Below are 21121 nucleotides of genomic sequence, written 5' to 3'. Positions count from 1 at the left end.
GATGTCGTTGTCTTCTTGTTGGAATAAATACGCTCAGGAGCGGGCATGGTAGCAGTGGTGGTTCGCGTGTGTCATCCGGGGTGGACCGCGCGGACCCGCCCCGGATTCGGGCATAGGCCCCCTTACTGGCCGGCCAGGGGGAAGCTCGCCTGCCAGACGTTGTCCTTGACCTTGACGGCGGTGGGGATCAGTTTCTGCTCATGGAACAGGTCGGCCACCCGCTGCTGGGCGGCGATCACCTCCGGCGTCACCGGGGTGGCGCCGTACGGCACGCGCTTGAGCCAGGTCTGCACGACCTGCGCGTCCAGGCCCACGGCAGGCGCGAGCAGGGCGGCAGTCTCGCCGGGGTTCTTCACCACCCACAGGCCGGTCGCGCGTAGTTGCTCCAGGATGGCATTGACCACTTGCGGCTGCGCCTTGACGAAGCCGTTGGCGGCTTCATAGAAGTTGAAGGGGGAGGGCACGCCTTCATAGTCGGCGATGGTGCGCACCTTCAGCGCCTTTTGCGCCAGCGCGTAGTACGGGTCCCAGACCACCCAGGCGTCCACGTTGCCGCTCTCGAAGGCGGCGCGCGCATCGGCGGGCGGCAGGTAGATCGGCTGGATGTCCTGCAGGGCCAGCCCATGCTTGTTCAGCAACTGCACCAGCAGGTAGTTGGAGCTGGAGCCTTTTTGCAAGGCGATGCGCTTGCCGCGCAGGTCGGCCACCGAGCGGATGGGCGACGTCTCCAGCACGAACAGCGCCTCGTTGGTCTTGCCGCCCGGCTCTGCGCCCACGTAGACAAAGTTGGCGCGCGCCGCCTGGGCGAACACTGCCGGCGGCGCGCCGGTGTAGCCAAAGTCGATGCCGCCGGCATTGAGCGCCTCCAGCAACTGCGGGCCGGCGGGGAATTCCTTCCACTCCACCTTGAAGCCGAGCGGGGCGAGTTTTTTCTCCAGCGAGCCCTGCGCTTTGAGCACGGCCAGCAGGCCGGCCTTCTGGTAGCCCACGCGGACCGACGCGTCGGCGGCATGGCCGGCGGCGGACCAGGACAGCGCGGCGATGGCCAGGGCGCGGCCGACGACGGGTAGCCATTGACGGAAAGGATGCATTGCGATGTTCTCCGAAGTCGATGATGCGGTAGCAAGGGTCTGGGGTAGGGATGCGGCCCTATGGTTGCGAAATCGCGCGAGGAGGGGAACGAAGGTTATTGCATTTGGATAGAACTGCGGCGGGCGCCGCGCGGTGGCAAGCACGTTTCGGCGGTCCGTGGCATCCTGTTTTCCCGCCGCATTGCCGGCCGCACGCGCGTTGCGGTTTGTGCAGCTGCTTTCAAGGGAGCGCACCCCTGCGACACCTTGCCGCAGTCAAAAATGTCTCGGCTTAATTGGGTGTTGCCAGTGAGATGACGGAAGAAGCTGCATTGTCCGATTTTCCGAACAGTGTGTTCCGGATCACGGGTTTACCCTCAATGCTGCGATGCGGTAGATTCCCGGCCACGATGTCTGACGTACCGCGAACCTCACCCGAACACCCTGCTTGCCCACCAGGCAAGCTCGCCGGGCTGCGCCACGCCGACGTCCTGCTGTGTGGTCCGCCGCAGTCCCACTTTGATCCGTCCCACAAGGACCAAGCCAGGCTGCCGCTGATCGGCGCGTCCCCCGGCACACCGGTCGCTTGACCCGGATCTGACCCAGTTTCCCCCAAGCCTTAAGCCTGCCTCTTGCTCCCGCATCTGGCAGCAAAATCACGCCGCGCCGTCGCTGCCGTGGCCAACTCAACCAGTCGTGACATGAAGATACCCAAACTTCCGCGTTGGACGCGGCTAATGCCTTGCGCCGCCCTGCTCTTGCTGGCCGGATGCAACATGGCCGTGCTAGATCCGAAGGGCCAGATTGGCGCTGACGTCAAAAACATCATCCTGATCGCGACCTGGCTGATGTTGCTCGTGGTGGTGCCGGTGATCGTGCTGGTCTTCACCTTCGCCTGGAAGTACCGCGCCAGCAACAAGTCGGCCCGCTACGAGCCGGACTGGTCCCACTCGACCGGGATCGAAGTCGTGGTCTGGCTGATTCCCTGCCTGATCATCCTGGTGCTGGGCATCATCACGTGGAAGTCCTCGCACGACCTGGACCCCTACAAGCCCATCGAATCCAACGTCAAGCCGATCACCATCGAGGCGGTTGCGCTGAACTGGAAATGGCTGTTCATCTATCCGGACCTGGGCATCGCCACGGTCAACGAGATCGCGTTCCCGGTGAACACTCCCGTGAACTTCAAGATCACGTCGGATTCGATCATGAATTCCTTCTTCATCCCGCAACTGGGCAGCCAGGTGTACGCCATGGCGGGCATGGAGACCAAGCTGCACCTGATCGCCAGCGAGACCGGCGCGTTCGACGGCATGTCGGCCAACTACAGCGGCGGCGGCTTCTCGGGCATGAAGTTCAAGGCCAGGTCGGTGTCGAACTTCGACTTCGAGGCGTGGGTCAAGCAGGTCCGCGCCTCGTCGAGCCAGCTGACCCTGGCTGACTACAGCGCGCTGGCCAAGCCCAGCGAGGCGAATCCCGTGGCGCTGTACGCCAAGGTCGATCCGCAGCTGTACCACGGCATCCTGCACAAGTACATGGACGGCGCCGGTGGCGCTATCGCCGGCAACGGCACCTCGTTTGGTCCCGTCTGCACCTCGCGCAACACCCTCGGCGTGAGCCAGGTGTCCATGGCCGCGCCCGCTACGCCGGCGCCGGGCTCGAATTCCTAGGAGTAGAGATGTTTGGCAAATTGAGTTTGGATGCCATCCCGTTCCACGAGCCCATCATCATGGGCACGTTGACGATGGTAGCGCTGGGTGGCGTGGCGCTATGCGCGCTGATCACCTATTTCGGCAAGTGGAAATGGCTGTGGAACGACTGGTTCACCTCGGTCGACCACAAGAAGATCGGCATCATGTATTCCGTGGTTGCGCTGATCATGCTGCTGCGCGGCTTTGCCGACGCCATCATGATGCGTACCCAGCTGGCGTTGTCCACCAACGGCTCGCCGGGCATCCTGCCGCCTGAGCACTACGACCAGATCTTCACCGCCCACGGCGTGATCATGATCTTCTTCGTGGCGATGCCGCTGATGACGGGCCTGATGAACCTGGTCGTGCCGCTGCAGATCGGCGCGCGCGACGTGGCCTTCCCGTTCCTCAATACGCTGAGCTTCTGGCTGTTCGTTGCCGGCGCGATGCTGGTCAATGTCTCGCTGGGCGTCGGCGAGTTCGCGCGCACCGGCTGGCTGGCCTATCCGCCGCTGTCCGGCATTGCGTACAGCCCTGGCGTGGGGGTGGACTACTACCTCTGGAGCTTGCAGATCTCGGGCCTGGGCACCTTGCTGACCGGCGTCAACTTCCTGGTGACCATCCTCAAGATGCGCGCCCCGGGCATGACCCTGATGCGCATGCCGGTGTTTACCTGGACCGCGCTGTGCACCAACGTGCTGATCATCGCCGCTTTCCCGGTGCTGACCGTCACGCTGGGCCTGCTGGGCCTTGACCGCTACCTGGGCATGCACTTCTTCACGAACGAAATGGGCGGCAACGCCATGATGTACGTGAACCTGATCTGGATCTGGGGCCACCCCGAGGTGTACATCCTGGTCCTGCCGGCATTCGGCATCTTCTCGGAAATCATCTCGACGTTCTCCGGCAAGAAGCTGTTCGGCTACAAGGGCATGGTCTACGCGACCTGCGCCATCATGGTGCTGTCGTTCCTGGTCTGGCTGCACCACTTCTTCACGATGGGCTCCGGCGCCAACGTGAATGCGTTCTTCGGCATCACCACCATGATCATCTCCATCCCGACCGGGGTGAAGATCTTCAACTGGCTGTTCACCATGTACCGCGGCCGTGTGCAGATGACCACGCCCGTGCTGTGGACGCTGGGCTTCATGGTCACCTTCGTGATCGGCGGCATGACCGGCGTGCTGATGGCAGTGCCGGCGGCTGACTTCGTGCTGCACAACAGCCTGTTCCTGATCGCCCACTTCCACAACGTGATCATCGGTGGCGTGCTGTTCGGCTACATCGCCGGCATTACCTACTGGTTCCCGAAGGCGTTCGGCTTCAAGCTCGACGAGCGCCTGGGCAAGTACGCGTTCTGGTGCTGGATCATTGGTTTCTACCTGGCCTTCATGCCGCTGTACGCGCTGGGCTTCATGGGCATGACCCGTCGCCTGAACCACACCGACAATCCGGCGTGGAACCCGTACCTGTACGTGGCAGTGATCGGCGCCGCGTTTGTCGGCCTGGGCATCCTGTTCCAGGTCCTGCAGATCGTGGTCAGCGTGCGCCGCCGCAAGGAACTCCTCGACGTGACGGGCGACCCCTGGGGTGGCCGTACGCTGGAGTGGGCAACGTCGTCGCCGCCGCCGTTCTACAACTTCGCGCACACCCCGGTGGTGCGTGACCTGGATGCGTTCGCCGACATGAAGGCGCGTGGCGAAGTGCCGCAGCAACAAGCGCACTACGAGCAGATCCACATGCCGAAGAACACCGGCGCCGGCTTCTACATCGGTGCCTTCAGCCTGGCGCTGGGCTTTGCCCTGACCTGGCATATCTGGTGGCTGGCGGCGGTAGGCCTGGTTGGCATGATCGTCAGCTTTATCTTCCGCAGCAACGACGACCACATCGACTACTACGTGCCCGCGCACGAAGTCCAGGCGGTCGAAACGAGCCATTTCCAGCGCATTGCGTCACAGGCCTGAACCATGACGACTGAAGTCCTACAGCGTTATCCCGCGCATGGCGCCACCGAGGCGCATGCCCACTCGCACGATCATTCGCACGATCACGCCCATCACGACACCAGCGCCAACACGGTGTTTGGTTTCTGGGTGTACCTGATGAGCGACTGCATCATCTTCGCCGGGTTGTTCGCCGCGTTCGCGGTGCTGCGCGGCGAAGTGGCAGGCGGCCCGTCGGGCAAGGAACTGTTCGAGCTGAACTACGTCCTGGTCGAGACCTTCCTGCTGTTGTTCAGCAGCTTGACCTCGGGCATGGCAATGATCTCGCTGCATAACGGCCAGCGTGCCCGCCTGCAGTTCTGGCTCGGCATCACGTTCTTGCTGGGCGTGGCGTTCATCGGCATGGAAATCAACGAGTTCCATCACATGATCGCCGAGGGCGCAGGCCCCGAGCGCAGCGCCTTCCTGTCGTCGTTCTTCACTCTGGTCGGCACCCACGGCCTGCACGTGGCGAGCGGCCTGCTGTGGATGGCCGTGCTGATGTGGCAGATCTCCCGCAAGGGCCTGACCGCGACCATGACCAAGCGCCTGGCCTGCTTCGCCTTGTTCTGGCACTTTCTGGACATCGTCTGGATCGGCGTGTTCACCGTGGTCTACCTGATGGGAGCGATGTAATGGAACATAGCAACGTCTCTGCCGCCGTCGCCCACGACGCGCACGGCACCACGTCCGCGGGCGCCAGCCATGGCAGCGTCAAGTCGTATGTGATCGGCTTCGTGCTGGCGGTGATCCTGACCGTCATCCCGTTCAAGCTGGTGATGGGCGGCACGCTGGAAGCCTCGACCACGCTGGCTGTGATCCTGGGCCTGGCCGTCGTGCAGATCGTCGTGCACCTGATCTACTTCCTGCACCTGGACAGCTCGTCGGAGCAGCGCTGGAACGTGATGGCCCTGGCCTTCACCGCGCTGATCCTGCTGATCGTGGTGGCGGGCTCGCTGTGGATCATGCACAACATGAACGCCAATATGATGGTGCATTGAGCGTTAAGCGTGGCTAAGCGTGGTTCGGCCTCCTGGCGAACCACGCCACGCAAGCAACGTGAAAAAACGACCCGGTCGCGTGAGCGCCCGGGTCGTTTTTGTTTGTGCGGCAGCGGCACGCTGGTTTCCGCCTTCGCCGGTGGCGGGATTTTCCCCGCCAAGCCTTGATTCTTCGCTGTATACAACGCCTTCAATTTGGCCGGGTTCCCCCCCACGAAAATGCGTTGCCGGCTGCTTTATTTTCCTGAAATTTACGTATTTTGTCGACGTTTACCCTAGGTTAATGGGTTCCGTGTTGCTTGGTTGGCTTCGTCTGGATACACTCTGTATTCAATAGCGGCCATCTTGCATCACCGGACACGCTCGCCCCCACAAGTAGAGACAACGCATCATGCAAACCGACAACGACAATGACAACCTCAGCGACAGCAAAGCCGGCGCCAGCGCCTCCCAGGCGGTCCGGGCGTTGCTCGGATTGCGGGAGCTGATCCTCGGCGGCGATCTCGCGCCGGGCGCACGTATCTCCGAACTGTGGGTGGTTGAGCGCCTCGGCGTCTCCCGCACTCCGATCCGGGCCGCGTTGATCCGCTTGCAGGAAGAAGGCCTGGTCGAGCCCATCCCGTCCGGCGGCTTTGCGGTCCGTTCCTTCGCCGAAAGTGAAATCAGCGACGCGATCGAGCTGCGGGGCACCATGGAGGGCATGGCGGCACGGCTTGCCGCGGAGCGCGGCGTCGGCCAGACCATCCTGAGCGGCTTGCGCGACTGCATCACGCAAATCGACACGGCACTCACCGGCGAGCTGACTGCGGTCAAATTCTCTGCGTATGTCGATCTCAACGCGCGCTTCCACCAGTTGCTGGCCGAAGCGGCCGGCAGCCCCCTGGTTGCACGGCAGATCGAGAAAGTGATGAATATCCCGTTCGCCTCCGCGAGCGCCTTCGTGATGGTCCAGTCCATTGACGAAAGCGCGCGCGAAATGCTGCTGCTTGCGCAGGCGCAGCACCGCTCGGTGGTCGAGGCGATCGAACTGCGCGAGGGCGCCCGCGCCGAAGCGCTGATGCGTGAACACAGTCGCATCGCCAACCGCAACCTCAAGATCGCCATGCAGAACCAGCAGGCGATGTCGCAGGTGCTCGGCGGCAGCCTGATTCGTCGAGCAGGCCGCCCGGCCTGACCTAATCCACTTTCGTAAGTCATTGAACCTTGGCGCGGTTGGGCGCCAGGGAGGGGATCGCTATGTTTCTGAAAAACACTTGGTACGTGGCCTGCACGCCGGACGAACTCGCGGGAAAGCCGCTTGGCCGCACGATCTGCAATGAAAAAATGGTGCTGTTCCGGGGGGAGGACGGCAGCGTCGCCGCGCTGGAGGACTTCTGCCCGCACCGTGGCGCGCCGCTTTCGCTGGGCTTTGTCCGTGACGGACAACTGGTCTGCGGCTACCACGGCCTGACCATGGGCCGCGACGGCAAATGCGCCAGGATGGCCGGGCAGCGCGTCGGCGGGTTTCCGTCGATCCGCAGTTATCCGGCGGTCGAGCGTTATGGTTTTGTCTGGGTCTGGCCGGGCGACGCCGCGCTGGCCGACGCGGCAGCGATCCCGCACCTGGAGTGGGCGGTGAGTGCGGACTGGGCGCACGGCGGTGGGCTGTATTACATCCATTGCGACTACCGGCTGATGATCGACAACCTCATGGACCTGACCCATGAGACATACGTCCATGCCTCCAGCATCGGGCAGGCCGAGATTGAAGAGGCGGCGCCCTCCACCCGGGTGGAGGGCGACACGGTCGTGACCGGCCGGCATATGGAGGCCATCCTGCCGCCGCCGTTCTGGGCCGCGGCATTGCGCGGCAACGGCCTTGCGGACGATGTGCCTTGCGACCGCTGGCAGATCTGCCGCTTCACGCCGCCAAGCCACGTCATGATCGAGGTGGGCGTGGCGCACGCGGGCAAGGGTGGGTATCACGCCGAGCCGCAGCACAAGGCGTCGAGCATCGTGGTGGATTTCATCACGCCGGAAACCGAGACGTCGATCTGGTACTTCTGGGGCATGGCGCGCAACTTCAAGGCAGACGACGCGCAGCTGACCGAAACCATCCGCGAAGGGCAGGGCAAGATCTTCGCCGAAGACCTGGAAATGCTGGAGGCGCAGCAGCGCAATATCCTGGCCAATCCCGAGCGCAAGCTGCTCAAGCTGAATATCGATGCCGGCGGCGTCCAGGCGCGGCGGATTCTCGATCGCCTGCTGCAGCAAGAGCATGCCGGGCAAGCGGAGGGCGCGTGATGCAGGTCAGGATCGCAAGCAAGGCCGACGCGGCGTCGGGCATCGCCGTGTTCGAACTGGTCGCGCCGCACGGCGGCACACTGCCGGCATTCACCGCGGGCGCGCATATCGACGTACGGATCGGGCAGGGACTGGTGCGCCAGTACTCCCTGTGCAACGACCCCGCCGAGACCCACCGCTACCAGATCGGCGTGCTGCGCGACCCCGCCTCCCGGGGCGGATCGGTGGCCATGCACGCGCTGGCAGTGGGCGCCACGCTGGACATCAGCGAGCCGAAGAACCACTTTGCGCTGGCTACCGGCGCCGCGCATTCGATCCTGCTCGCCGGTGGCATCGGTGTCACGCCCATCCTCGCCATGGCGCAGCGCCTGGCGCAGACCGGCGCATCATTCGAGTTGCACTACTGCACCCGCACGGCGGCGCACACGGCGTTCCGCGAGCGGCTTGCGCACGACGATCTGCGGGACCGCACGCATTTCTATGTCGACGAGCCGCCGGGCCATCGTGCCGACCTGCCGCGCCTGCTCGCCGCCCCCGGCGCGCAGACGCATCTCTATGTGTGCGGCCCCACCGGATTCATGGATGCGGTGCTGCGCCAGGCGAAGGATGCCGGCTGGCCGGAAGCGAACCTCCATCGCGAGTACTTTGCCGCGCCCGTGGTGCTGGGCGCCGTCGCCGGCGCATTCCAGGTGAAGGTCCAGAGCAGCGGGCTGGTGATCGATGTCGAGCCGGACCAGACGGTGGTGCAGGCGCTGTCGGCCAATGGCGTGGAGATCCAGACATCCTGCGAGCAGGGGGTGTGCGGAACCTGCCTGACGCGCGTGTTGGCGGGCGAGCCGGACCATCGTGATGCCTATCTGACGGACGAGGAGCGCGCCGCCAACGATCAGTTCCTGCCGTGCTGCTCGCGCGCCCGGACGGGTTTGCTGGTGCTGGATTTGTAGTTGCCGGTGGTCGTCGTTGGCTGCCGGTAGTTGCCGTCAGTCCCGCTGTCATTCCGATCAATCGGACTAGTCAGATCGATCAGATCGACCAGGTAAATCAAAATAAATACATGGAGGTAGACAATGAAGCTCGACATCAGGGAAACCATCAACCAAGGCGAGATGAGCCGGTTCCAGATCATGGCGGTAGCGATCTGCATCGTGCTCAATATGCTCGACGGCTTTGACGTGCTGGCGATGGCGTTCACCGCCTCGCATATCTCCAGCGACTGGCACCTGAGCGGCAAGGAGATTGGCGTTCTGCTCAGTGCCGGGCTGTTCGGCATGGCGGCAGGATCGCTGTTCCTGGCGCCCTGGGCCGACCGGCTCGGGCGCCGCCCCGTCATCCTGCTCTGCCTGGTGACGATCTCGGCGGGCATGCTTTGGTCCGCGTTCGCGCAGAGCGTGACCCAACTGGCGGCCATGCGGGCGATCACCGGGCTTGGCATCGGCGGCATGCTGGCCAGCATCAACGTCATTACCGGCGAATATGCCTCGGACAAGTGGCGCAGCACCGCGATCGTGCTGCAGGCCACCGGTTATCCGGTGGGCGCGACGATTGGCGGCGCCATCGCCGGCGTGCTGTTGCTGCACTACGGCTGGCGCAGCGTCTTCGTTTTTGGCGGGCTGGTCACGCTGGTCATGATCCCGGTCGTGCTGGCACGCTTGCCTGAATCGCTGGATTTCCTGATCGCCAGGCGCCCGGCGGGCGCGGTCGACAAGCTCAACAAGCTTCTCGCCGGCATGGGGCGCGAACGCATTACCGAAATGCCGGCGCGCGCCGCCGCGCAGACGCCAGCCCAGGGCGGGGTTCGCAGCTTGTTTGGCGGTCGCCTCGCCATGCCTACGCTGATGATCTGGACTTCGTTTTTCCTGGTGATGTTCAGCTTTTACTTTGTCCTGAGCTGGACGCCGAAGCTGCTGGTGGCGGCCGGCATGTCGGCGCAGCAGGGGATTACCGGCGGCGTGCTGCTCAACGTCGGCGGCATCGTGGGCGGCACGTTGTTCGGTTTCCTTGCCGCGCGCATCGGGCTCAAGCCGCTGCTGTGGACCTGCTTTGTCCTGACCGCCTTGTTGCTGGTGGCATTTGGCCTGTACGCCAATACCTTGTCGGTGGCGTTCGTGCTGGCCCTGTTCATCGGTGGCGGCATCTTCGGCTGCATGGTCGGCTTGTACGCCTACGCGCCCATTCTCTATCCGGCGCAAAACCGCACCACGGGCATGGGCTGGTCGATCGGCATGGGCCGCTTCGGTGCGGTGCTGGCTCCGCTGGTCGCCGGCGCGCTGGTCGACGCGGGCTGGCCCACCTCAAACCTGTACTACGTCTTCGCACTGCCGCTGCTGGTAGCCATCGCCAGCGTCGGCCTGCTTGGCCGGTCCCCGGCGGCTGACGGACAGGCGGTACGCATCGCCGCTCACTGAGCGGTACCACAAGCGGCACCACATAGAACACGCAATAGCGTGCCGACATTGGGCGGCAGGCCCCCGGCTTGCCCCAAATCTTAGAAGAAACGGGAGGATGACAATGAAACTTGGACATACGGTCGCTGCCATCGCGGCAGCGATCCCGGTGGTTGCCGCGGCGCAGAACGTGACGGCCTATGGGGTGGTGGATACGGGCGTGGAGTACATCTCCCATATCGGCGCGGCAAAGGACAGTGTCTTGCGCATGCCGAACCTGACCGGCACGGTGCCATCGCGCTGGGGCTTGCGCGGCACCGAGGACCTGGGTGGCGGCATGAAGGCGATCTTCTGGCTGGAGTCCGGGTTCGGGCCCGATAGTGGCGCCAACAACCAGGGCGGACGCCTGTTCGGCCGCCAGGCGCTGGTGGGCCTCTCGGGGAACTGGGGGCAGGTCGCGCTGGGACGGCAGTACACCATGTTGTTCTGGGCCATGGCCGAGCCCGACATCCTGGGGCCGAACGCCTTCGGCTCGGGTTCGCTGGATAGCTATCTGCCCAATACACGCACGGACAATGCCATCTCGTACAAGGGTACCTTCGGCGGCCTGACCGCCGGCGCCACCTACAGTTTCGGCCGCGATACGGTCAACGCGGGCCCGAGCCCGTCGGGCACCAACTGCGCGGGAGAGAATCCGGCGGACCAGCGCGCCTGCCGCGAGTGGTCTGCGATGCTCAAGTACGACACTGCGGCCTGGAGCGTGGCGGCCGCCTACGATTCGCTGCGCGGCGGCCCGGGCGCCTTTGCCGGGCTGAGCCGCAGCAGCCTGACGGATGACCGCCTGTCCATCAACGGCTATGTCCTGGTCAACCGGGACACCAAGATCGGCCTGGGCTGGCTGCGCCGGGACAACAGGGCCAGCCCGACCCCTGTGAGCGACATGTTCTACGGCGGCGTGACGTATCAGGTGACGCCGGCGTTCAGCGTCGACGGCGAGGTGTTCAACCTGCGCTATCACAACAGCGCGGACAAGGCGTGGCTGTTCGCGGCGCGCGGCGTCTATGCCTTTACCAAGCGCACGTCCGTCTATGGCACAGCCGGCTTCATCAACAACGGCGGCAACCTTGCGCTGTCCGTCAGCAATGCGGGAACGGGCACCAATCCCGCACCCGGCGCTAGCCAGCTTGGGGCCATGGTCGGGATGAAACACGTGTTCTGACCGTGCAGGCATGGCTGTGCTGGCGCAGCCCTGTCGCCTCGGACGGGCCGACTGGCCGACTGGCAACCTCTGCTCCTTCGCAAGGGAACGCCGGGCCCGTCAGGCCACCTGCCGCGCGCCGCCGAACGCACGCGGATGCGCCGGCCGCGCCAGGCCCAGGTGCTCGCGCAAGGTGCTGCCCTCGTAGCGCTCGCGAAACAGCCCGCGCCGGCGCAGCTCCGGCAGCACCAGTTCGATGAAGTCGTCGAGGCCGCCCGGCAGCCATGGCGGCATGATGTTGAAGCCGTCGGCGGCGCCGCCTTCGAACCAGGCCTGCAGCTGATCGGCGATGCTCTCGGCGGTGCCATGGATGGACCAGTGCCCGCGCGCGGTAGCCACGCGCAGGTAGAGCTGGCGAATGGTCAGTCCCTCGCGCCGGGCTAGCCCGGTCACCAGCTGGAAACGGCTCTTGGCGCCGTTGGGCTCGGGCAGGTCGTCGGGCAGCGGCCCGTCGAGCGGGTAGCCGGAGAGATCCACGCCGCCGAGGTTCTGCGATAGCAGGGCCAGCCCCACGGCTGGATGGATCAGGCTTTGCAGCGCCTCGAATTTCTCCTTCGCTTCGGCTTCGCTGCGCCCGATCACGGGGAACACGCCCGGCATGATCTTGAGCTGGTCGGGTGTGCGGCCATAGCGCGCCAGCCGGCCTTTCAGGCCCTGGTAAAAGGCCTGGGCGTCTTCCAGCGACTGCTGCGCGGTAAAGATGACCTCCGCCGTGCGCGCTGCCAGTTCCTGTCCGGCCTCGGACGAGCCCGCTTGCACGATGACCGGATGGCCCTGCGGCGGGCGTGACACGTTGAGCGGTCCGCGCACCTGGAAATGCTTGCCGTGGTGATCCAGTGCGCGCAGCTTGTCGGGCGCGAAATGCAGGCCGCTTTCCTTGTCGTAGAGAAAGGCGTCGTCTTCCCAGGTGTCCCAAAGCCCTGTCACCACATCCACGAACTCCTCGGCGCGCGCGTAGCGCTCGGCGTGCTCGGGGTGCTTGTCCAGGCTGAAGTTGCGCGCCTCGGCGTCGGACCACGAGGTCACCACATTCCAGCCGGCGCGGCCACCGCTCAGGTGATCGAGCGAGGCGAATTTGCGCGCGACGTGAAAGGGCTCGTTGTAGGTGGTGGAGACGGTGGCCACCAGGCCGATGCGCTCGGTCACCGCGGCCAGTGCCGAGAGCAGCGTCAGCGGCTCGAAGCTGGCGGCGCGCGCCGTGCGGGGCAGGGTGGCATCGTCAAGCGCGCGGATTGCGACGCCGTCGGCGAGAAAGATCGTATCGAACTGAGCGGCCTCGGCGCTTTGCGCCAGCCGCACATAGTGCGCAAGATCTTGTCCGGCGTTGGCTTGCGCGCCGGGGTGGCGCCAGCCGGCCACATGGTGACCGGTGGCTTGCAGGAAGGCGCCGAGCTTGAGCTGGCGCTTATATGCGGGTTGGCTCATCCGTGGCTCCCTTATGCGGCGGCGCGTGCCGGCGCCGCATGGTTGGCCGGCTCGGCTTGCTTGGGCGCGGCGGACTTCACCGATACGCTGCGGCGTCCGTCCACGCTGACCGGCACATCGCCCGCGATGGTCACGCGGCGTACCACGCGTTTCGCATCGCCGTAGTCGTTGATGGCGTAGTGCTGGGTGGCGCGGTTGTCCCAGATCGCCACGTCGTTGGCGCGCCAGCGCCAGCGCACCGTGTTCTCGAGGCGGTGGACGTGGTCTTGCAGTACGCTGAGCAGATGCTGCGAGTCGGAGGACGAGTAGCCAAGCAGCTTCTTCACGAAATGCCCCAGCACCAGCGTGCGCTCGCCGGTTTCCGGGTGCACGCGCACCACCGGATGCTCGGTCTCGTAAATGGCGGCGGTGAAGACCTCGCGGTAGCGCTTGATGGCTTCGGTGCTGACCGTGTTGCGGGTGGCGGCGTAATCGTAGTCGTTGGTGTGCAGCGCCCAAAGGCGGTCGGCCAGTTCCCGCAGCGCCTCGGGCAGATCCTGGTAGGCCGCGGCCGTATTGGCCCATACGGTGTCGCCGCCGGCGGCGGGAATGACCACGCCGCGCAGCACGGACACCTGCGGGTAGGCCAGGTCGAAGGTCACATCGGTATGCCACGAGTTGGCGCGGCCGCCGTGCTCGGAATCGAGTTCGAGCAGGAACCGCGTGCCGTCGCGCGAGGGCACGGTGGGGTGGGGCACGGGCGTGCCGAACAGGCTGGCAAAGCCCTCCTGGGCTTTGTCGTCCAGGTGGTCCTGGTCGCGCAAGAACAGCACCTTGTGGCGCAGCAGCGCGGCGCGCACGGCGCCGAACGTGGTGGCGTCGAGGTCCGGCGCCAGCTTGAGTCCGCGGATCTCGGCGCCGATGCGCCCGGCGACCGGGTGGATGTCTAACGTGACTTGTGCTGCGGCTTGCTGCTGGGTCATCTGGGATTCTCCTGTGGGCGAGGGGCGCGATTCAGATTCAGATTCAGATCGCGAACTGGATATGGGGTGGCAGCCGGTCGGTGGTTTCCGGATCGGGTTCGCGCTTGATGGGCGCCTGCGCGAGATCGGCCAGGCGCCCGGTGAATTCCTGCAGCACGTCGTCCTTGACGCGCGCGAAGCCCAGCGCGGCTCGGTCGCGCGGATGGGCCAGCGGCACCGGCAGGATGCGCCGGATGCGCCCGGGGCGCGGCTCCATCACCACCACGCGATCGCCCAGGTAGATGGCTTCTTCGACATCGTGGGTGACCAGGATCATGGTGATGCCCTCGGCTTGCCAGATGCGGTGCAGCTCCTGCTGCAGGTAGGCGCGCGTCAGGGCGTCGAGCGCGCCGAAGGGCTCGTCGAGCAGCAGGATCTCCGGGCGCGTGACCAGCGCGCGGGCAATGGCCACGCGCTGGGACATGCCGCCCGATAGCTGATGGGGGAACGCGGTCTCGAAGCCGGCCAGCCCCACCAGCGCGATATGCTCGCGCACCGTGCGGCGCTTCTCGGTCTCGGTCAGGTTGGCGTTGAGCAGCGCCGTGCGGATGTTCTGCTCCACTGTCAGCCACGGGAACAGCCGGTGCTCCTGGAACACGATGCCGCGGTCCAGGCTGGTGCCCACCACGCGCTTGCCGTCGAGCAGGATCTCGCCCTTGTAGTCCTCCTCCAGCCCCACCACCAGCCGCAGCAAGGTTGATTTGCCACAGCCGCTGGCGCCGACGATGCTGACGAACTCGCCGGGCGCGATGGACAGCGTGATGTCTTCGAGGACGGGCAGGGGCTCGCCCTTGACTTCGTATTGCTTGCGCAGGTGCGCGATATCGAGCGTGCCGGCTCGGGCCATGACAGGTCTCCGGGATGGGTTCAGAAGCAATGGGTTCAGGATCAGAAGGCGGCGACCGAGCGCCCGCGCCACGCCAGCAGGCGGGTCTCGATGCGGCTGGCGATCCAGTTCAGCGTAAAGCCGACCAGCCCGACCACGATCACGCCGAAGATCACCAGGTCCATCCAGAAATTCTCGCGGCCATCGGTCAGGGTGTTGCCGATGCCCTTGCCGGACACCAGCATGTACTCGGCGCCGAGCGTGGCCAGCCAGGCGTAGATCAGCGCCAGGTGGATGCCGGCGAAGATCGATGGCGAGGCCGACGGCAGCACCACGCGCAGCAGCACCTGCCGGCGCGAATACTTCAATACGTTGGCCACTTCCAGCAGATCGGCGGGCACGGCGCGGATCCCCTCGAAGGTGTTGAGCACCACGGGGAAGAAAGCCGCGAGCGACAGGAACACCACCTTGGCGGTGTCGCCCAGCCCGAACCAGACCGAGATCAGCGGGATCCAGGCGAACAGCGAGATCTGCTTGATGGTGTGGAACGTCGGCCCCACCAGTTGCTCGAACAGCCGCGACAGCCCCAGCGCGGTGCCAAACAACAGGCCCACGCTGGCACCCAGCGCGAAGCCGGCAACGTCACGCCACAGGCTGGCCGACAGCGCGGCAAACAGCGCGCCGCTGCGCACCTGTTCCACCGCCGTGGCCCAGACCTTGGACACCGGCACCAGCAGCGGCGACGTGCTCCAGCCGAAACGCACAGCGGCCCACCACAGGATGACCAGGCCGACAGGAAGCACCCAGCCGCGCAATGCGCGCGGGAGGCGAAGGGAGCGCGGGTTGCCGGATTTCGTTACCGGCGTCGCGTAGGCATCGGCCATGTTGTTTTCCTTTGCTGTTGGTTTGTGCCGCAACTCAGAGCCCCGGCTTGCGCCAGCGCAATACCGCGCGCTCGGCCAGCGCCAGCACCTTGTCCAGCGCGAAGCCCACCGCGCCTACCACGATCACCGCGGCAATCACCATGTCGAGCTGGAACAGCTGCCGGCCGTACACGATCATGTAGCCCAGCCCTTCGGAGGAGGCCAGCAGCTCCACCACCACCAGCGCCAGCCACGCGTGCGTCAGGCCGTAGCGGATGCCGCTCCAGATCGGCGCGGCGGCGGCGGGAAATACCACCCGCGACAGCAGCTGCCAGCGGGTGAAGCGCAGCACCCGCGCCACCTCGATATAGCGCGTGGGCACGTTCTGGATGCCCTTGTAGGTATTGAGCGCGATCGGTACCAGCGAGGCCTTGGCAATCAGGATGATCTTGAGCGCTTCGTCAATGCCGACCAGCAGCATCAGCAGCGGCAGCCAGCCCAGCACGGGCACCTGGCTGAAGGCCTTGAAGGTGGGATAGACGTAATCGCGCAAGCTGGGCGACAGGCCCATCGCCACGCCCAGCGCCAGGCCGCCGGCCAGGCCCAGCGCAAAGCCGCCCGCCACGCGCAATGCGCTGACGGCCAGGTTGGCCTGCAGCTCGCCGCTCTGGTACAGCTCGGTGAGCGTGTGCCAGACGGTGTCGGGGGCGGGCAGCACCTGCGGCGGAATCCACGCGAGGCGCGCCGCCACGTACCAGATCAGCAGCAGCGTCAGCGGCACCGGCCAGGCCAGCAGCCACGCGGCATGCTGCCGGGTGGGCCGCCAGCCGTGCAACCGCTTGCCACGCTGCGCGGGGGCGGTGCCCGCCGCGGCCGGCAGCGCCAGGGTATCGTTGGCTGCCATCGCGTCAGGCTCCGAGGATCTTGCCGTTGGGCTGGTAGACCGGCCAGTAGCTCTGCAGGCTCAGGTCGTTCAGCGCGGCGCTCAGGAAGCTCGGGTCGATCCACTGGTCCACGTCGAACTTCGCGCGGGAGAGCCGCAGGCGGTACGCCTGCTCGGTGGCGTCCTTGTAGCGGCTCACCAGGAAGGGGTCGAAGTTCGGGTTCAGCCGCACGCGCAGCGGTTCGCCTTCGTAGTCTTCTTTCCAGTGCTCGTAGGGCGTGCCGGCGCGCGCCCAGGTACGCAGCACGTCTTCGCGGTTCTTTTCGTCGGAGGCCCAGCGTGCGGCCTGCACCGCGGTCTTGACCAGTTGCTGGGTGGCTTCGGGGTATTTGCTGGCGAACGCATCGGTCACCAGCACATGGCTCTGGCGCGTGTAGATCGGCGATTGGTTTTTGCTGGAGTACAGGATGCGCACCGCGCCCTTGTCGCGCAGGCGCAGGATATCCATGGCGCCGATGGCGCCGTCGATATCCCGCGTGGTGAGCGCGGCCAGGTAGCCCGCGGTGTCCAGGTTCAGCAAGCGCAGGTCCTTCTCGGCCAGGCCGTTGGCCTCAAGCAGGCGCAATGCCGGCAGGTGCATATTGGTGCCTTTGAACAGCGACACGCGCTTGCCGCGCAGGTCCGCCACCGTCTTGAGCGGGGAGTCGGGCGGCACGCCGATATAGATGTTGGTGCGCACGCCCGTGGCCAGTATCAGCCGCGTCTTGAGGCCGGCGGCGCGCGCCACGATGGCGGGCAGGTCGCCCTGCATCGCAAAATCGAGCTGGTTGGTGCTGATGGCTTCGTTCACGGCCGGCCCCGCGCCCTTGAAGAACAGCCATTCGATGCGCGTGCCTGATGGCTTGAACGCGTCTTCCAGCCAGCCGCGCGCGTGCGCGATGGCCATGGAGCTGCCCGCGAAAGTGGGCGGCGTGCCGGTGGCCGGCTGCGCCACGCCAATGCGGATCACGTCCGGCCGCGCCGCGCCCGGCGCGCCAAATACGCTGAGCGAGCCAGTGGACGCGGCGGCACCCAGGCCGGACACTGCAAGGCGTTTAAGAAGGGTACGTCGCGTGATTGCCATCGTGGATGTGGTCCTGTGTCTTGTGCTCGTGGGGAAGAATTCCACCAACGGCTCTCAAGATACGCGGCGCCATCGGCACGGCAGAACGAATGTTTCTGCTCTTGGATATGGCCTGCGCGCATATGCACCACAGATGGCGATGGTGACGCGGCAACGCATATGGGCATGCGCTTTCCTTCGTTCCGTGAGGCGGCGCGGTGGCATAGAGTGCGCCATTTTCGCTATGTGCAGAACGCACAAGGGCTGAGCCAATGACCAGTAACAACGAAAGGAACGGGCAGCCGCAGCCCGGCCGGCGCCGCTTCCTGCGCCAGGGCGCGGGCCTGGGTGGCGTGGCGCTCGCTGCAGGTGCGCCCGCCCCCGCGCAGGCCGAAGTACTGACGGTGCCGCCCTGGACCCGCACGCCCGGCGAGCCGGTGCTGTGGCACGCCTACGGCCAGCCCTCCGCGTTCGAGAAGAACGTGATCCGGCGCAACCGTGGCCCCGCGCCGATGCCCGGCGCGAACTCCTCCATGACGCCGCTGCAGGACCTGCGCGGCATCATCACGCCCACGGGCCTGGTGTTCGAGCGCCACCACGCCGGCATCCCGCAGATCGATCCGGCGCAGCACCGCCTCGCGGTGCATGGCCTGGTGGAGCGCCCGCGCATCTTCACCATGGACGACCTGGTGCGGCTGCCATCGGTCTCGCGCATCCACTTCCTGGAGTGCTCAGGCAATACCGGGCGCGAATGGCGCGCGCCCAGCGCCACTTCCGTGCAGATCAGCCACGGCTTGCTGTCGTGCTGCGAATGGACGGGCGTTGCGCTGTCCGTCGTGCTGGAGGAGGCGGGCGTGTGCCCCGACGCCGCCTGGCTGCTGGCCGAGGGCGCCGATTCCGCCACCATGACGCGCAGCGTGCCGATGGCCAAGGCGATGGAAGACGCGCTGCTGGTCTACGCGCAGAACGGCGAGATGCTGCGGCCCGAGCATGGCTATCCGCTGCGGTTGTTCCTGCCTGGCTTCGAGGGCAATATGAGCATCAAATGGCTGCGCCGGCTCAAGCTCGGCCGCGCGCCCTTCATGACGCGCGAAGAGACATCCAAGTACACGGATTCATTGCCGGACGGCAGCGCGCGCCAGTTCACTTTCATGATGGACGTGAAGTCCGTGATCACCTTCCCCGCGCCGGACCACCGGCTGCGCGACAAAGGCTTTTACGAAATCTCCGGCCTCGCCTGGTCCGGCTACGCCCGCATCCGGCGCGTGGAAGTGTCGGTGGACGGCGGGCGCAACTGGCGCGAGGCGCAGTTGCAGGAGCCCGTGCTGGACCGCGCGCTCACGCGCTTTCGCCTGCCATGGCGCTGGGAAGGCGGGCCGGCCGTGCTGCAAAGCCGCGCCATCGACGAGGCGGGCAATGTGCAGCCCTTGCCGGACCAGCTGGTGGCCGCGCGCGGCTATGAGTCCACCTACCACTACAACGCCATACAAGCCTGGCGCGTCAGCGCCGACGGGAGTATTGCCAATGCGCGCGCTTGAATCCCACCGTACCCACATTGCCGCCACCGTGCTGGCGATGGCCGCGGTCTGCGCGCAGGCACAGGCGCAAACCTACGGCCTAGGCTTGCTGGCCAGCGAGCGCGATCTCGCCGGCTGGAACATCGATGTCACGCCAGATGGCGCCGGGCTGCCGCCAGGCAGCGGCAGCGTGACGCTTGGCAAGCAGGTCTACGAGAACCAGTGCGCCGCGTGCCACGGCTTGAAAGGAGAGGGCAAGCCGGCCGATGCGCTGGTCGGCGGGCACGGCAGTCTGAAAGGCGCTGGCGCGAACGGCAAGCCGCCATTGAAGACCATCGGCAGCTTCTGGCCGTATGCGACGACAGTGTTCGACTTCATCAACCGGGCCATGCCATACAACGCGCCGCAGAGCCTCAAGGCGGATGAGGTCTATGCCGTCACGGCGTATCTGCTGCACCTGAACGGCATCGTGCCGGCGGATGCCGTGCTGGATGCACGCACATTGCCGCAGGTGCGCATGCCGAATCGCGACGGCTTCGTCGCGGACGCGCGGCCCGATACGGCGAATGTGCCTTGCCGCCGCAGCTGTGGCGCACCGGCACGCTGAGACTACGCCGAAAACACGCGAGGCGCCCATATGCGATAAGCGAATAAGCGGCAGCGATTACATTCGTTGACCGCTCCAGTCCGAGGTCACTACAGTGCAAAGCTTAAGAACAAGCGGTGCAGGTCTGCCTGTTGCCTTGAGCAGCCAGGCGCGGTGCCGCGCGCGTTTCGCTACACACTTTCGGTCCCCCGCTCAAGAGCCTGTCATGACGATTGGAATCCACCCGGCCTCAATTTCCCGTGCCACCGCGCCTGCTGCTGCCACCGGCAGTGCCCGGTTCGAGATCCGCCCTTTCGATGCGCCGCTGGGCGCCGAGATCGTTGGCCTGGACCTGGCCGAGCCGCTGTCTGCGGAAGACTTCGCCCGCATCCACCGCGCGCATCTCGACTACCACGTGGTGGTCTTGCGTGATCAGCGCATTACGCCCGCGCAGCAGATTGCGTTCAGCCGCCGCTTTGGCCCGCTGCAGATCCATGTGCTGCACCAGTTCCAGCTTGCCAACCACCCCGAGATCCTGATCGTCTCCAACGTGCTCAAGGACGGCAAGCCGATCGGGCTGGGCGATGCCGGGCATTTCTGGCATTCCGATCTCTCGTACAAGGAAAAGCCCAGCCTGGGCTCGCTGCTGCACGCCCGGGAATTGCCGGCCGAGGGTGGCGACACCTTGTTCGCCAACATGCACCTGGCCTGGGAAACGCTGCCCGCGCATCTCAAGGCGAAGGTGGATGGGCTCAAGGCCGAGCACACCTACCTGGCCAAATACGCCGAGCTGCAACAGCGCAGCCCATGGCGTCCCAACCTGACGCCCGAGCAGATCGCGCAGGTGGCCCCCGTGCTGCAGCCGGTGGTGCGCACGCACCCGGAGACCGGACGGCGCGCGCTGTTCGTCAGCGAGCATTTCACCACGCGCATCGCCGGGCTGCCCGAAGACGAAAGCCGCGACCTGCTGGCGCAGCTGTTCGCGCATAGCGTCAAGCCCGAGCATATCTACCGCCACGCCTGGCAGGAGCATGACCTGGTGTTCTGGGACAACCGCTCGCTGCTGCATCTGGCAGCAGGCTGCCCGCAGGCCATGCGCCGCGTGATGTACCGCACGACCATCGAAGGCGATCTGCCTGTCTGAGCGGCACGCATGGCGCGCGGCAGGCTGGCCTGGCCCGCCCTGCGTGCTACCGAATTCACCGTATCCGCGGTATCCACAGTATCCGCAATACCCGCAATACCCACC

At 65.7% G+C, this 21121-nt stretch carries 19 protein-coding genes; 12 read left to right on the top strand and 7 right to left on the bottom strand.

Features of this window, described 5'->3' with window-relative positions; translation table 11 throughout:
* Nucleotides 1–122: 122 nt before the first annotated feature.
* On the bottom strand, nucleotides 123–1091 hold the full coding sequence (locus tag RR42_RS32605; protein ID WP_043356074.1) for an aliphatic sulfonate ABC transporter substrate-binding protein: 969 nt from the start codon (nucleotides 1089–1091) through the stop codon (nucleotides 123–125).
* A 680-nt stretch (nucleotides 1092–1771) separates the two neighbouring features.
* Here RR42_RS32605 and cyoA point away from each other — a divergent pair.
* The 9 genes from cyoA (at nucleotide 1772) to RR42_RS32560 (ending at nucleotide 11630) form a co-directional block, all read left to right on the top strand.
* On the top strand, nucleotides 1772–2740 hold the full coding sequence (cyoA, locus tag RR42_RS32600) for a ubiquinol oxidase subunit II (RefSeq protein ID WP_043356073.1): 969 nt from the start codon (nucleotides 1772–1774) through the stop codon (nucleotides 2738–2740).
* An 8-nt stretch (nucleotides 2741–2748) separates the two neighbouring features.
* A complete protein-coding gene (cyoB, locus tag RR42_RS32595; protein WP_043356072.1) occupies nucleotides 2749–4725 on the top strand; it encodes a cytochrome o ubiquinol oxidase subunit I in 1977 nt (658 codons plus the stop codon).
* 3 nt (nucleotides 4726–4728) lie between these two features.
* Nucleotides 4729–5379, top strand: a complete 651-nt coding sequence (cyoC, locus tag RR42_RS32590) for a cytochrome o ubiquinol oxidase subunit III (RefSeq protein WP_043356070.1) — start codon at nucleotides 4729–4731, stop codon at nucleotides 5377–5379.
* Entirely contained in the window at nucleotides 5379–5744 is a 366-nt protein-coding gene (locus RR42_RS32585) for a cytochrome o ubiquinol oxidase subunit IV (protein ID WP_043356068.1), read from the top strand. The genes cyoC and RR42_RS32585 overlap by 1 nt, the downstream gene beginning before the upstream one ends.
* Before the next feature lie 391 nt (nucleotides 5745–6135).
* The gene (locus tag RR42_RS32580; protein WP_043356066.1) at nucleotides 6136–6918 is read left to right on the top strand and encodes a GntR family transcriptional regulator; all 783 of its coding nucleotides are present in this window, start codon (nucleotides 6136–6138) and stop codon (nucleotides 6916–6918) included.
* A 62-nt stretch (nucleotides 6919–6980) separates the two neighbouring features.
* Complete coding sequence (locus RR42_RS32575; protein ID WP_043356065.1) at nucleotides 6981–8027, top strand: aromatic ring-hydroxylating oxygenase subunit alpha; 1047 nt, start codon at nucleotides 6981–6983, stop codon at nucleotides 8025–8027.
* On the top strand, nucleotides 8027–8971 hold the full coding sequence (locus RR42_RS32570) for a PDR/VanB family oxidoreductase (protein ID WP_043356064.1): 945 nt from the start codon (nucleotides 8027–8029) through the stop codon (nucleotides 8969–8971). Before RR42_RS32575 ends, RR42_RS32570 begins: the two co-directional genes overlap by 1 nt.
* A gap of 123 nt (nucleotides 8972–9094) precedes the next feature.
* Nucleotides 9095–10432, top strand: a complete 1338-nt coding sequence (locus RR42_RS32565; protein WP_043356062.1) for an MFS transporter — start codon at nucleotides 9095–9097, stop codon at nucleotides 10430–10432.
* Nucleotides 10433–10535: 103 nt separating this feature from the next.
* Entirely contained in the window at nucleotides 10536–11630 is a 1095-nt protein-coding gene (locus RR42_RS32560) for a porin (protein ID WP_043356060.1), read from the top strand.
* 99 nt (nucleotides 11631–11729) lie between these two features.
* Here the strand turns inward: RR42_RS32560 and RR42_RS32555 are convergent, their stop codons facing one another.
* From RR42_RS32555 to RR42_RS32530, 6 genes are read right to left on the bottom strand one after another with little or no spacing between them, the layout of a single operon-like run.
* Nucleotides 11730–13094 (bottom strand): LLM class flavin-dependent oxidoreductase, encoded by a 1365-nt coding sequence (locus RR42_RS32555; protein WP_043356058.1) that lies wholly within the window; start codon nucleotides 13092–13094, stop codon nucleotides 11730–11732.
* Between the two features lie 11 nt (nucleotides 13095–13105).
* Nucleotides 13106–14056, bottom strand: a complete 951-nt coding sequence (locus RR42_RS32550; protein ID WP_043356056.1) for a TauD/TfdA dioxygenase family protein — start codon at nucleotides 14054–14056, stop codon at nucleotides 13106–13108.
* 43 nt (nucleotides 14057–14099) lie between these two features.
* Nucleotides 14100–14942, bottom strand: a complete 843-nt coding sequence (locus tag RR42_RS32545) for an ABC transporter ATP-binding protein (protein WP_043356053.1) — start codon at nucleotides 14940–14942, stop codon at nucleotides 14100–14102.
* A 41-nt stretch (nucleotides 14943–14983) separates the two neighbouring features.
* Nucleotides 14984–15805, bottom strand: coding sequence for an ABC transporter permease (locus RR42_RS32540; protein ID WP_043356051.1), 822 nt, complete (start codon nucleotides 15803–15805; stop codon nucleotides 14984–14986).
* A gap of 34 nt (nucleotides 15806–15839) precedes the next feature.
* Nucleotides 15840–16688, bottom strand: a complete 849-nt coding sequence (locus RR42_RS32535) for an ABC transporter permease (protein WP_043356049.1) — start codon at nucleotides 16686–16688, stop codon at nucleotides 15840–15842.
* 4 nt (nucleotides 16689–16692) lie between these two features.
* Nucleotides 16693–17790: an ABC transporter substrate-binding protein gene (locus RR42_RS32530; RefSeq protein ID WP_043356048.1), complete on the bottom strand. Its 1098-nt coding sequence runs from the start codon at nucleotides 17788–17790 to the stop codon at nucleotides 16693–16695.
* A 251-nt stretch (nucleotides 17791–18041) separates the two neighbouring features.
* Between RR42_RS32530 and soxC the strand changes: the two genes are divergently transcribed.
* From soxC to RR42_RS32515, 3 genes are all read left to right on the top strand, one after another.
* Nucleotides 18042–19307 carry a sulfite dehydrogenase gene (gene soxC, locus RR42_RS32525; RefSeq protein ID WP_043356046.1) on the top strand — a complete coding sequence of 422 codons (1266 nt, stop codon included), beginning with the start codon at nucleotides 18042–18044 and terminating at the stop codon, nucleotides 19305–19307.
* On the top strand, nucleotides 19294–19893 hold the full coding sequence (locus RR42_RS32520; RefSeq protein ID WP_043356044.1) for a c-type cytochrome: 600 nt from the start codon (nucleotides 19294–19296) through the stop codon (nucleotides 19891–19893). The genes soxC and RR42_RS32520 overlap by 14 nt, the downstream gene beginning before the upstream one ends.
* Before the next feature lie 205 nt (nucleotides 19894–20098).
* Nucleotides 20099–21016 carry a TauD/TfdA dioxygenase family protein gene (locus RR42_RS32515; RefSeq protein ID WP_043356042.1) on the top strand — a complete coding sequence of 306 codons (918 nt, stop codon included), beginning with the start codon at nucleotides 20099–20101 and terminating at the stop codon, nucleotides 21014–21016.
* The last annotated feature ends 105 nt before the right edge of the window (nucleotides 21017–21121 follow it).

Origin of the sequence: Cupriavidus basilensis, assembly GCF_000832305.1 — a bacterium.
Lineage (GTDB): Bacteria > Pseudomonadota > Gammaproteobacteria > Burkholderiales > Burkholderiaceae > Cupriavidus > Cupriavidus basilensis_F.
Note: the sequence above shows the minus strand (reverse complement) of the source record. Positions and strands in the feature narration are given on the sequence as shown.